This is a genomic window from Sorangium sp. So ce426, assembly GCF_051475585.1.
GTDB classification, from domain to species: domain Bacteria; phylum Myxococcota_A; class Polyangia; order Polyangiales; family Polyangiaceae; genus Sorangium; species Sorangium cellulosum_B.
In genome coordinates this window covers 2989438-3001847 of the sequence record NZ_CP150341.1, presented here as the reverse complement: position 1 = coordinate 3001847, position 12410 = coordinate 2989438, and the positions used below count along the sequence as shown (strand labels likewise).

Annotated in this window: 8 protein-coding genes; 2 read left to right on the top strand and 6 right to left on the bottom strand. The window is 72.0% G+C overall.

Going from position 1 to position 12410, the window contains the following annotated elements; translation table 11 throughout:
- The first annotated feature begins 251 nt into the window (after positions 1-251).
- Complete coding sequence (locus tag WMF44_RS11485; RefSeq protein WP_437299167.1) at positions 252-1040, top strand: hypothetical protein; 789 nt, start codon at positions 252-254, stop codon at positions 1038-1040.
- Between the two features lie 173 nt (positions 1041-1213).
- Positions 1214-1924 carry a hypothetical protein gene (locus WMF44_RS11480; RefSeq protein ID WP_437299166.1) on the top strand — a complete coding sequence of 237 codons (711 nt, stop codon included), beginning with the start codon at positions 1214-1216 and terminating at the stop codon, positions 1922-1924.
- 3 nt (positions 1925-1927) lie between these two features.
- On the opposite strand, the gene WMF44_RS11475 is transcribed toward WMF44_RS11480, so the two are convergent.
- From WMF44_RS11475 to WMF44_RS11450, 6 genes are read right to left on the bottom strand one after another with little or no spacing between them, the layout of a single operon-like run.
- On the bottom strand, positions 1928-3772 hold the full coding sequence (locus WMF44_RS11475; RefSeq protein WP_437299165.1) for a hypothetical protein: 1845 nt from the start codon (positions 3770-3772) through the stop codon (positions 1928-1930).
- Between the two features lie 35 nt (positions 3773-3807).
- Entirely contained in the window at positions 3808-5142 is a 1335-nt protein-coding gene (locus WMF44_RS11470; protein ID WP_437299164.1) for a hypothetical protein, read from the bottom strand.
- Positions 5143-5160: 18 nt separating this feature from the next.
- Positions 5161-6795 carry a collagen-like triple helix repeat-containing protein gene (locus WMF44_RS11465; RefSeq protein ID WP_437299163.1) on the bottom strand — a complete coding sequence of 545 codons (1635 nt, stop codon included), beginning with the start codon at positions 6793-6795 and terminating at the stop codon, positions 5161-5163.
- A complete protein-coding gene (locus tag WMF44_RS11460; protein ID WP_437299162.1) occupies positions 6792-9707 on the bottom strand; it encodes a phage tail protein in 2916 nt (971 codons plus the stop codon). Before WMF44_RS11460 ends, WMF44_RS11465 begins: the two co-directional genes overlap by 4 nt.
- A gap of 1 nt (position 9708) precedes the next feature.
- The gene (locus WMF44_RS11455; protein ID WP_437299161.1) at positions 9709-12003 is read right to left on the bottom strand and encodes a baseplate J/gp47 family protein; all 2295 of its coding nucleotides are present in this window, start codon (positions 12001-12003) and stop codon (positions 9709-9711) included.
- A 13-nt stretch (positions 12004-12016) separates the two neighbouring features.
- The gene (locus WMF44_RS11450; protein WP_437299160.1) at positions 12017-12409 is read right to left on the bottom strand and encodes a GPW/gp25 family protein; all 393 of its coding nucleotides are present in this window, start codon (positions 12407-12409) and stop codon (positions 12017-12019) included.
- Between the last annotated feature and the right edge of the window lies 1 nt (position 12410).

Sequence of the window (12410 nt, the reverse complement as noted above, 5' to 3'; positions counted from 1 at the left end):
TCTACGACCGCATGCGCTCCCAGGGCCATCAGGTTCATCGCCGCGGGTCATGAAACCGATTGACCGGGCGCAATCGAATGTGGCACGGTGACGGCCGACATTCAGTAGGTGAAGAGGGTTCTGGGGCTTCACGACCATCGCCGGGTGCTGCACCTGCAACGAAGCGCAGGTGACGAGGTGTCGATCGTTCGGGACCGCCGGAGCCTCCTCACGGGGTGCACGGTTTCAGCTCTTGAGAAGGAGACGAGCGAATGGCCACGGTGTTCCCGCGCGTTCGGCCGGGCGATCTCATCACCGCCCAGCAGTTTAACCTCCTCCTCGATGCGCTGGAAGCCCTGGCCTCACGCGTTGAAAAGATCGAAGGGGAGGAACCGACGGCCGTCCGCATCGACGCGTTCGAGCCCCCCGGGCAGCAGGAGGTCGGGCGCAACGTGACGATCCGCGGCGCCAATTTCGTCGTGCCCATGTACGATCCGGTCCTCGGCACGCTGCGCAATATCATCCGCATCAACGAGGTCCCGATTCCCGTGGAGAGCTATGTGTTCACCTCCACGGGAACCAGCGCATCGAGCCTCAGCTTCCGCGTGCCCGATACGGTGCTGTCGGGGGGGGGCGCGTCGGGCGCTTCATTCGTCGTTTCGGTCGAGAACGAGAACGGACGCGCCTCACGCAACTACACCTTCGTCCGATCGACCGCGACGCAGCCCTCGCCGACAATCAGCGAGGTGAGGGGCCCCGGCTCGGGCACCAACCTGATCATCGGCCAACCGGTGACGGTGCGCGGGGCGAACTTCGCCGGCAACCAGACGCGGATCGAGCTGCTCTACGTGGACGGCACGACCGAGGTCGTCTACCCCAGCGCCACAGGCGAGCAGCCCATCGCAGTCACCGGCTCGAGCACAGAGCTCAGCTTCGTTTTTCCGGACACGAGACCACGGATTGGGGTCAACCTGACGGGCCGCGAGGTGTCCGTGCGGGTATCGGTCACGGGTGCGCCGCAATCCGCCCAGGCAGACGCACGAGTCTTCCCTTCAGGCTAGAACAGCGATCATGTTGAAACCCGGAGAATTTTCACAGGGAGGCGAGGAGGCGGGGAGGAAGAAAAAAAAATGAATTTCTCCCTCTTGCCGTCTCTCCCTCCCGCCTCCCTGTGAAATTCCTGCTTTTTCTCGGGGTTTCAACCCGTTTGTCGCTCTAGGAGTCACGAGGTACCATGCGGTCGCTCAAGAAGTTCCTCGTTCTAACGCTCTCGCTCCTCGCTGCAGCCTCGGGGGCTGCATGCGCCAAGAACCTCCTCAGGGTCACCGTCCCTGCGCGCGCCGCGAACAGCGCGTCGATTCACGCGGTCGACATCTGGATCGACCAGACGCCCATCCGATTGGAAGATGGTGGGCCCTTGAGCACGGGCGACGACGGCACGGCGTGGGAGGGCCCGCTCAGCATGGAGATCAAGGACCATACGGGGAGCGAGCCCACGCAATTCCTTCCTGCGGGCTCCGACTTCGCCGTGAATTATGGCGCCCCGACGGTCACGGCGCTCTTCGCGAGCGGCGCGAGCGCGGTGTTGATCCCTCCCGCGAACATTCCCGCGGATAGCCCGACCAACAACGTCCGCCGCAACCGCTACCGCCTCAGGCTCACGCTGGCTCACGCCGCGCGCAACGCGGCGACGTGCGAGATCACCGACCCGGCGCCCCCTCAGAACTGGGAGATCGTCCTGAAGAGCACCGTCCCGAGTCGGTTCTGCATCGTGAGCATGGCGCCCGCCGGACCGCCCTGCGCAGGTACGCCTGCGGTGCTCGACGGCGGGAGCCTCGCCGGGCTCCAGGTGATGCAGCTCGAGAACAGCAGCGGCCCCATGCCCACGATCCAGGGCGTAAACAATTGCCAGGACGTCCTCGCCGACAACCCGCTGCCCCCCTGACGCTCACCCCTCGAACCAGAACGCCACGTACCTCCCCGCCGCGGGCACCCAGCCCACGTCGCGGTCGATCCCCGCGCGCCTGACCTCGATCGGCAGGTCGGCGAGCGACATCGTCACATCCACTCGGCTCGCCGTCGCGCGCACGCGAGCCCTCCGCAAGAGCATCACCTCGACGACCTCGCCCCGCGACACGCCCAGCGCCTCGGCGAGCCTCGCGCGCACGTGCGGGATCAGGCCCGCGATCCAGCGGTCGATCGCGCGCCCTCCCGCCGCGCTCGAGCTCTCCGCCGGCGCCACGCCGTCGTCCACGAGCCACTCGTCGGGGAGCGTCCACCCCTCGGGCGCATCGAAGCCCTCCCCGGGCGCCTCGAAGCCTGCGCGCCCCGCGAGCGCCGCGAGTAAACCCCACAGGGGGTCGTCCTCGTGCCCCTCCCCGAGCAGCGCGCGGCCGGCCAGCGCGAGCCAGTCCCACAGAGGGAGCGAGATACCCGGCTCTCGCGGCGTGAAGCAGTCGCCATAAAGGCCCAGCCTGATACCCACGTAGACAAGGAAGAACACGCCCCCGAGCGCCGTCTCGATCTCCCATGCGTCGATGGCCTCGTAACTCGGCTCCTCGTCGCCGGGCTCGGCGTGCTCGGCGCGCTCCTGCGCGCGTGCTGGCCCGGGGCGCGGCGCAGCGGGCTCCGCGCCCCTCCCTGCTGCAACGTCGTCTCGCGCCCTCTCCCGAGACAGCGAGACGCCCGCGGCGGCCTCGACAGCATCGCTCCTGGACGCCTCCCGGACGCTGCGCCCTTCGCTGGTCTCTCGCGCGCCGGCCGCCGTCGTCGGCGGCGCCGCGGCCGCCTGCTCCGAGCGATCGCCGCGCGGCGCGACCTCGCGCGCCCGGTCGACCTGCATCGGCGCGGCGGCGCCCGGCGCCTCCTCGGGACCGCTCGCGGCCGTCCGCCCGGCCATCGCCGTGGACTGCGCGCCCTCGCTCGTAGCGCCGGGCTCGCGCGCCTGCGCGCCCGCCTCACCCGCGGGGGAAAGGGCGCGCGCGGCGGCGCCCGCGCCGCGCTCCGGCCACGCGCCGTGCACCCGCCGCCGCGCGGCCTCTGCAAAGGCGCCGCTGCGCACCCGCGACGGCGCGCGCACCAGCATCAACCCCACCAGCACCAGCGCGTCCGCGTAGGTCTCCCCGGTCATCCGCTCCGGCACCACGGCGCGCCACGTGAGCTCGCCCCGGTCCTCTCCGGGCGCGCGTGCGCTCGCAGCGCCCTCCGGCGCCGCTTCAAACACGGCGCGCAGCGCCGGAAGCCCGTGCACCTCGAGCATCGGGAGCAGCACCGCGCGTCGCTCTTCGACCGTCAGCGCCTCGATGAAGCGCACCGCGTCGCCGCTGCGCGCGAGCACCGACAGCGCTCCCGGGACGTGCTCCGGCGCCTCGCGCCAGGCCCCCGCCACGAGCCGCTCGGCGCCGCCGGCGTGGAGCCGCCCCGCCCACCACCAGCGCTCCGCGATCACCCCGTCACACGCGTCGCGCGCGAGGCACGCGAGCATCTCGGCGTGGTCGTTGAAGAGCACGGCCTCGGCCGCTGCGGGCACGGCCTCGCGCGCGGGCCGCGCCGCGCCGCGCGCCACGCGATCGACCTCGGCCTGGAGCGCCCGCTCCCACGCGCGCAGCACGGACGCGTCGACGCCGCGGTCGAAGACGGCCGACGAGCGCACGCGCAGCGAACGCACGATCAGCACCGCCGTCGGGGGCAGCCACGAAGGGCGCAGGTCCACGGCCCCGAGCAGGGACTCTGCGCGAAGGCGCACGGCGAGCGGATCGCGGGCGCCGCGCACCCGCATCCGCTCGACCGTCATGGCATCTCCGCGCAGTAGGGCCATATCCCCCGAGGTTATGAGTACGTGGCGTAGCCCCAGTGAGACACGTTGAATGGCGCGCCGCCGTGATAGGGGACGGCCCCGCGCGCGAAGATCACGTAGGGCTGCACAGCGCTCCCGGGCGCGCGCACCGCCTGGATGTTCTCGCGCACCTGGTAGATCCAGAACATCTCGTCGGTGGCTGTCGACACGGCCGCGTGGCGCAGCGCCTCTTCGAGGAGCCCGCGGACCCGCGAGCCTTCGATCACCGTGTGCGCCTCGAACGCCGGCGGCCCCTCGGGGATCGCGCCGCCCGTCGGTCGGAGCGTGAGGCCGTGGAAGAACTCCGCGACGGAGAACCCTCCGCGGGAGGGATTGCCCACGACAGGCAGCACGCCCACGGGCGGGAGGTGCGTGAAGAACCGCGACGCCCTGAGCTCCTCGGCCCTCACCTTGCGCTCCGCGAGGCTCATGTGCAGCAGATCGTCGATCTGCTCCTGGAACTGCACGAGCAGCGCCTCGGACTCCGCCCTCGACGCGTCGGAGAGCAGCGGGCTCCAGCGATCGCCGCGGTCGCGGAGCGCGATCCGCCTGCGCACCGACCATCGGTCGACGAAGACGAACCCCGCCCCCGCCTTCCAGTAGAAGACCGCGAGCGGCACCTCGGCGTCGGGGATCACCTTTTCCGCGCGGAGGTCGTCGACAAGCCGCTGTCTCGTGGGCGTGCCGAAGGGATCGCGGGCCATGTCGAGCGCGTGCTCGTGGTCGAAGCACCGCGACGCCAGGCGGCTCCGCAGCCTCTCTTCCTCGTCGGCGCCGAAGGCGCTGGCCGAGAGGCGCCTCGTGATGCAGCGCGTCCGGAAGGTCACGCCGTCGATGAGGTACTTCGCGTTGCACGCGCCCGCGCTGCTCCCGAGGCCCGTGACCGGCGCCCGGCCGCGTGTCCCTTGCGCCGGTCCGATCGTTACGATCCAGAGGTCCCGGCCGCTGAGGTAGTCGCCGCGCGCGGGCTCGTCGCACACGTGGAACAGCCCCGCGCCGCCGTCGCCGGACACGGGGCTCACCGAGGACCGGGACGTGGGGGAGAGCGAGATCTCCAGGCCCTCGGGGACATGCAGCGGCACCCCTTCGCGGTTCACGGCCAGGCCGGCCTCGACGCGCAGCACGGGCTCGGTCGCGGCGCCCGCGCGCGAGACCTCGAGGCCGTGCACGACGCCGTCGCCCAGGGCCACGCCGAGCAGCGCCCGCGCCTCCCGCTGCGCCTGCTGCTCCTGCTGCAGGTCCTCGGCGGAGAGCAGACGCCCATTGAAGAACTTGATGGACTGGATCCCGCCATCGAGCAGCGGTTGCAGCAGTTGCGCGGTGTTCATGACGCTGGTTGCCTCCCGCTAAGGCGCGATCCTCCACGCCATGATGTCGATCTGCAAGACGAGCTTGGTGACGTTCTCGCCGTTGCGCTGGCACCGCAGCAGGAACCTTCCGGCGCCCCGATTGGGTTCTGTGAACGGCTCGGCGATGTTGACGACGATGTTGGCGCCTCGGTCCTCGGGATTCAGCACCGGCATCGCATGCACTGCGAAAAAGAACTGCGCCGGATCGATATCAGGCATCTTGAAATCGATCTGCACGAGCGGCCCCAGCAGCCCGCCCGCGATGGAGATGGCCCGCATCCCATTCACGTCCGGTCCATCCACGATGACGTTGCCAGCCGTGATCGTCACCGTGCGCGAATCCCCGGCCGGGCCGGGTGCGCCCGTGGCTCCGGTGGGTCCAGCGGGCCCCGTAGGTCCGGTGGGCCCGGCAGGCCCCGTCGCGCCGTTGGCTCCGGCAGGCCCCGCAGGCCCAGTGGGCCCGGCAGGTCCAGTCGCTCCAGCGGCCCCTGGCGCGCCGCTGGCTCCAGCAGGCCCCGTGGGCCCGGCAGGCCCCGCAGGCCCAGCGGGCCCCGGCACGACCGGCCCCCCGGTGCCCTCGCGCATCACGTCGGCCGTGCACAGCAGGTACTCTTTGTAGAAGTCCGAGTGCAGGAGGAACGGCCGCTCGCTCTCGTCGATCGTCACCGAGAGCGGGTCTGCCGACAGCTCCCAGCGCGCCGCGGCGTCGAGCACGTTGCGCACCACCTGCACGTGCAGCGTCGCGAGCAGGATCCCCGAGGGCACGTTGCGCTCCCGCGAAGGGGGCTCCCCGGTCGCGTCCTGCCCCGGCGCGAGCCAATCGGCGTTCGACCGCAGCTCGGTCACGTACAGCCTCAACGCGGCCCGCAGCCAGCGCTCGGCCTCGCTCCGCGGAATGGTCAGGCCGAAGGGCGGCGGCGTTTGCATGAACGGCGGTCCCGGAGGCGAGCTCGCGGCCGCGGCCGCGCGGATCGCGTCGAGGAAGTCCTCGAGCTGCCCATCGACGGGCGACGTGTCGACGATGGGGACCCTCGCGAGCCAGCACGCGAAGCCGTGCGCCCCCTGAAGCTCGATCTGCTGCGGTGGGCGGAGCGAGAGCGTGAGCGAGAACGCGTCCTTGATGCGCGCGTCGACGAGCACGTCGTCCTCGCTGCGGCACGGCTCGCCCGGGATGGGCCGCTTGTCGGTCGTGCACTCGGCGTAATCGAGCACCACGTGAACGGTGAGCGCGCCGGTGTCGGCGGGCGAGCCCGCCACCACCGCCTCCGCCACGGCATTGCGGTGCGCGCTCCGCTCTCGCTCCGACGCATACCCCCCTGACCCGAGCCAGGTGTCGAGCTGCGCGCATTGCTCCGCGGCCACGCGCACGATCTCGCCCCGGGGCGTGGCCGCGACCCCCGGCCGCACGACCACCTCGAGCGCGCTCGCGGCGCCCCGGGTCGTCACCTTCAGCCCGCGCACGGTCCCGTAGCCCAGGAGGTCGCGCACGACGTGGCGGAGCGACTCGGCGTGCCAGGTCTGCTCCTGCACGAAGTCGTCGACGCCGAGCACCATTCCCAGCGTGTAGTTCACGCGTTTGTGGGGATCGATCACGATGGGCCTGAGCCTTGACGACGGTTCGAACACACTCATGCGCTCGTCTCCTGTGAAACCCCTTGAACCTTCTGAAGCGTGCTCTCCGAGATGCGCCTCCGGTCGACGGCGCCGTCGGGCAGCGCGGTGGCGACGTACGCCTGCGCCAGGTAGCTCCTGCCAGCCACCGCGGGGGGCAGGAGGTCGGGCGCGCGCCCGCCGAGGTCGACGAGGGTGTCGTGCCCGAGCCGCGCGCGCCCCACGCGGAACATCGCCCAGTAGAACATCACGTTGAAGGTCGTGTGGGCGGGCTTCTCGAGCGCCACGACGCGCTCCGCGACCCTGAGCCGCTCCCGGAGCGCGGCCTCGTCCGCGGCCCCGCCCGGCGGCACCGGGACGAGCACCGTGAAGCGATGGGCCGTCCTCCGCGTGGGGCGCACCGCGGACTCGTAGCGATACCAGTCGTCGAGCAGCCGCGCGTTGCCTGCCAGCGGGTCCGGGTACATCACCGCGCCGAAGCCCGCGGCGTCCGTGCCGTGCGCGGCGCGGAGCGCATCGATGCTCCGGTACCGGCTCTCGAGGTAACCGCGCCAGCCAGGCTCATCGACCCCATCGGGCAGGTCGGGCAGCGCCAGGACGCCGCGCACGAAGGCCCGCCACGCGTCGGCGTCGGCGTCCCCGACGCGCGCGCGCGTCCGAAAGGTCTCGGGGATGGGCGCCTCGGGCTCGCCCGCGCGGCGCGGGCCGTCGGACGGCTCACCTCGGCGCCAGCGGTCGAGGAAGAGCCCATAACGCTCCAGGAGCGCCCCGAGGCCGTCCGAAGGCTTCCAGGGCTCTCCCGGGTCCACGACGGCGAGGGTCTCCTCGGGGTCGCGGCCGCTCGCGTCGCCCAGCAGCGCCCCGGGGAACTCCCTCGCCCTGAACTGCTCGACGACCCGCACCCCGAAGGGCCCGTACGCGTCGGCCCCCTCGTCCGAGAAGAGCCGCTCGTCGACGCATTCGCTCGTGGCGAGCGCGACCGCCGCGCGCAGCCCCCGCACCGTGCCCCGCATCTGGAAGAACTGCATCGCGTGGCGGATGAAGAGGCGCCGGCGCCGGTCGTCCCACGTCGGATCGAGCAGCACGCCGAACCACGAGGCGAGCCAGTCGAGCGCCTCGGGCGGGCACGAGCGCACGTCGAAGAGCATCTGCCCGGCCGCGATGCGCCCCTCGATCGCGGTGAAGGTGCCCTCGAAATTCGCCATGAAGCGCTCGAGGAACCCGCTCACGTCGTGATCGCGGTACACCCCCGGGAGGTACCGGTCCCGGTACGAAAACCGCGGGTACCACACCCGCAGCGCGCGCAGCGAGGGCGACCGCACCCCGTCGCCCGAGAGGCGCAGGCGCAGCTGGAGGTACCGCCCCCGGGCGTTCTGCAGGAGCACTTCCCATGTCCCCTCGCCCTCGCGCTTGCCCTGCGGCACGAAGGGCAGCTCCGAGCCATCGCGCCGCCTGTACGTGAACGCCGGCTCGCGCTGCCACGCGCCGAGCGCGAGCGCGTCCTGCTCGTCGTTCGCCCGACTCCACACCTCGACCGAGGCCCCGCCGGGAATGGCCCCGTCGAGGTCCAGCTTGTGCCACACGCACCCTGGCTCGCGGCTGTCGAAGCTCCGGGTCTCGATCTCCCCCTCGGCTTCGAAGCGCGGCCGCTGCTGGATCACCAGCGGGATCCAGCGCCCGCCGGAGTCGTAGTGCACGCGCCCCGCGGCCGTCACGAGCCCGAGCCCCGCGTGGAGGCGCATCGGCACGTAATCGGTGTGCGCCACGAGCCGCACGGGCGGCGGAGCGTCAGGGGCGTCGGGCGGAGCGCCCGCGGGCTGGTCGACCTCGAGCCTCACGCGAAACGCCTGGTTTCCATGGCTCGACGTGAGGAACACGTCACCTGTCCACGGCCACGGGCAGCCCGCGTCGGGCACGAACGCCACGTCGAACGCGTGCGGCGTGAGCTCGGGCACGTCACCCGGCGATCCCATCGCCTCGTCGCGCGTGCCCTCCCAGAGGAGCTCCTGGAAGCGCGAGACCGAGAGCTCGGCCACCTGGGCGCTCGTGACGGCGCCCTCGCTCGTCATGTGCCGGATCAGCCTCACCCGCGACTCGGCCCCGGCATGATCGAGGACCATCACCGACCCGTCGGGCAGCCCCTCGATCGCGATCGGATCGCCCGAGAGCGCGTCGAACGCGTCGCCCGCGTCGACCGGGCGCGCGGGCTCGACGCTCTGTTCGCTCGACGCCGGCGCCGGCGCCGACGGCGAGAAGCCCCCCGGCGCCGAGGCCGTCGAGGAGGCGCGCCGCACGACGCGGAGGTGGCGGTCGAGGCGCCAGTAACGGCCCCTGATCCCTCGACCGGGATCGCCCCTGTCCAGGATCCACAGGCCGCCCTGGGGCGCGAGCGCGATATCCCGGATCCGGAGCGGCAGCACGCCGGGCCACAGCATCTGGATCGGCTCGCCGCCGCCGAAGAGGTCGAACACGAGCAGCCGCACGGAGCCGTCGTCGCCGTGCGCGCCCGCCACGAGGTAGTGGTCGTCGGTCACCGCGAGGCCCGAGAGCAGCCAGCGCGGCGGCTCCGCGTCGGGGGCCGCGGGCCCGAACGCGCCTGTCTCGCGCTCCGCGCGCGCCTCGGCGGGCACGGGCCAGAACGTGGCTGTCTCGCGGCTTCCCGACGAGGTCACAACGATCGCGCGCTCGGAGGGATCGATCCAGTACCAGTTGCCGTAATGGTCCATGGCGGCGCCGCGGTGGTCGCTCGCGCTCGGGATGCGGTCGCTCCGGCCTGTACGAAACCTGAATGTCTTCGCGCGGAGCGAGACCTCGTTGCGCGCGGCATTCCACACGACCCGATCGTTCGTGAGCGGCGACGACTCGGTGCCAGGGACGCCCCAGTCGTCCTGCCCGAGGAGGAGGTGGTACCTCGTTCCGTTGACGTCCTTCATATCAGCCGCACACCTCGGGCACGACGGGCACAGGCAGGTACTCGCCGCTCATGGTCGGCCCGCCTCGCAGCTCGCTGAGCGGCAGCGGATCGCCGTCGATCACCGAGAGCGCCGCGAGCCTCGGGAGCTGGAGCCCCACGAGATCCACCGAGGGCGCCGGCGTCGTCTCCGCGCCTCGCCCGAGCACGACGGGCTTGACCAAGAGCACGCCGGGGACGCGGCTCGCGACCGCCATGATCTCGAGCGCCAGCACCGATTTCCGCAGCGGCCAGCCGCGGCGCACCTGCAGGAACGTGGGCTCCGGGGGCGCGAGCAGCGCCGCTTCCTTCTCGATGTTCTCGACGCCGGGCGCCGGCAGCGGCGAGAGGAAATCCCTCACGGCGAGCCGCACCGCCTCGACGACATCGTGGACGCTCGCGCCGGGCACCGCCTCGATACCGATCGAGACGGTCACGTCCACGTACTCGGGGCCCCTCAAGATGAGCTCGGTCGTGACGAGCCGCCGCGGGTCGAGCCACGCGCACACGGCGTCGATGAAATCGCTCGTGGCCTCCGGGGCGTCGGCGTGCAGCGGGTCGAAGCGCGGCACCACCATGACGGTCACCACGCCGGGCGCGTCGGTGATCGGCTCGCCGCCGCGCACCGGGCGGAACGACGGCAGCACATCGACGCGGCCGATCGCGACGCCCGGGGTGCGCCAGGTGATCGCCTCGAAGTCGGCCACGGTGACCAGGCGGTCGCGGTGCTGGAGGTACCGCGTGATCTGCTTCTCGCCGTCGTCGACGCGCTCGGCGTCGGCGCCCCCCCAGGTCGCGACGGGGTTCGAGACGGTGACCCCCGCCGGGAGCGCGGGCGCGCTGCTCACGGCGAGGGCGCCCACGTTGCCCGCGGCGCCGACCGAGCACTCGTAATCGACGACGAGCCTGGCGCCGCGCGGCGGCCTCGCGCCGCGCTGGCCGTCCCCGAAGCGCAGCTCACCCGCCTCGGCGTCCTCGACGAAGACCTTCGACGGCGCCGGCGTGACCTGCCGCCGCCCAGGCGGGAGCCTCGGATCGGGCGCCGGCACCTCGGGACCCGCGGCGAGCAGGTCGTCGATGGCCGCCCACGCCTCGAACGCGCTCGCCGTCGGGGCGCGCACGCGCAGCCGCACGCTCCCCGGAAGAAAGGGCCTGCGCGCGACCGTCACCGCCTGATCGGGCTCGCCCGTGCCGTCGGGCAGCGCCTCGTTGAGCACCCGCTCGCGCTGCGCGACAGGCACGGTGTTGATCCCGGCCCAGAGCACGCGCGCCGCCGCGGAGCCGACCATCCGCACGCGGAGCCAGGTGATGAGCCGCTCGTCGAGGGTCGTGTCCTCGAGCGACGGCGGGAACTCCCCGACGCCGGCCTCCGTGGGCTCGACGTCGTCCCACATGCCGAAGCGGCCCTCGGGCGGGAGCATGACCTCGACGACCCCGGGCTCGAGCAGCACGTTGCCCGACGGGCTCGCCGTCAGCGGCCTGTACTGCGGCGTGCGGAGGCCGCCGGCCGTCTGCACGGACCTGCTGTTCTCGTCGATCCACGGCACCTCGTAGAGGAGCCTCGCCGTGGAGGCGGCGCCCGCGCCCGTCATCGGCGTGACAGCGCGCCCGGCGTCGTCGACGACAGGCACCCAGCCCAGCGTGAGCACCTTGCCCGCGATGAGCCTCCGCGCCTGCTCGACGTCGTCCTTGGGGCGCGCGAGGAGGGCGATCCAGAGCGCGTGGCCCACGGTGCCCCCGAGGTCGACGCCGGAGGGCCCCGCGGTCTCCAGCGGCGTCGTGCGGTAGAAGCGCGCCGCGGCGCCCGATCGCTCCTCGGTGGCGGATCGGTAGAGATCTTCGTAGTACCCCTTCGCCTCGGCGGAGAGGTCGGTGACGTCGGCTTTGTAAAATGCCTTGGCTTCGATCGGGAGCACGTCGACGCCGCGCCCCGTCACGAAGGGCACCGCGCCTGCGCGCACCTCGACGCCCCGGGTGAGCGTGTGCACCGCGAGGGGGCCCTTCTCGTTGGCGAAGGCCACGAGGCCCTGCGCCGCCGACGCGGGCTGGAGCGGCACCCCGAGGAGCGACAGGAACTTCAGTCGATTGCGCTCGGGGATGAGGTTCGCGCGATAGAGCAGCGACTCCGTGAGGAACGCGAAGACCTCGATGAGCGTGACGCCTGGGTCGCTCTTGTTGAAATTGGTCCACTCGGGGTTGTGGACGGGCACGCGCGCGAGCGCCTCGTCAACGAGGTCCTGGAACTTGCGTTCATCGATCGTAGGAATGCGAACAGGCACCGCGCGCCTCCTCTTATCCAGCCACGCCCACGCTGAGGCTCACGCGCTCGACCGCGCTGGTCGCCACGAGCCTGTAAGTCACCGTCGCCAGCACCGCGCGCGGGTCGTCGGGCTCTTCCTCCACGGTCACGGACTCCACGGCGATCCTCGCCTCCCAGTCCTTGAGGGCGACGGTGATCGCCTCCTCGATGGCCCTGCGGGTGGTGACGGTGTTCGGCTCGAAGAGGAAACGCCGGAGGCCCGCGCCGAAGTCGGGCCGGAGGAGCCTCTCGCCGGGCTCGGTCAGGAGGATCACCCGGATCGCGTCGCGGATGTTCTCTTCCCCCACGGACCACGCGACCCTCCCGTCCTCGCCCACGCGAGGCGGGAACGAGATGCCACGACCATAGAGTTTCCCTGCGTCCATG

Excerpts from the sequence above, each read along its gene's own strand:
- WMF44_RS11480 (WP_437299166.1), top strand. The coding sequence starts at position 1,214 with ATGCGGTCGCTCAAGAAGTTCCTCGTTCTAACGCTCTCGCTCCTCGCT.
- WMF44_RS11465 (WP_437299163.1), bottom strand. The coding sequence starts at position 6,795 with ATGAGTGTGTTCGAACCGTCGTCAAGGCTCAGGCCCATCGTGATCGAT.
- WMF44_RS11485 (WP_437299167.1), top strand. The coding sequence starts at position 252 with ATGGCCACGGTGTTCCCGCGCGTTCGGCCGGGCGATCTCATCACCGCC.
- WMF44_RS11460 (WP_437299162.1), bottom strand. The coding sequence starts at position 9,707 with ATGAAGGACGTCAACGGAACGAGGTACCACCTCCTCCTCGGGCAGGAC.
- WMF44_RS11470 (WP_437299164.1), bottom strand. The coding sequence starts at position 5,142 with ATGAACACCGCGCAACTGCTGCAACCGCTGCTCGATGGCGGGATCCAG.
- WMF44_RS11475 (WP_437299165.1), bottom strand. The coding sequence starts at position 3,772 with ATGACGGTCGAGCGGATGCGGGTGCGCGGCGCCCGCGATCCGCTCGCC.
- WMF44_RS11450 (WP_437299160.1), bottom strand. The coding sequence starts at position 12,409 with ATGGACGCAGGGAAACTCTATGGTCGTGGCATCTCGTTCCCGCCTCGC.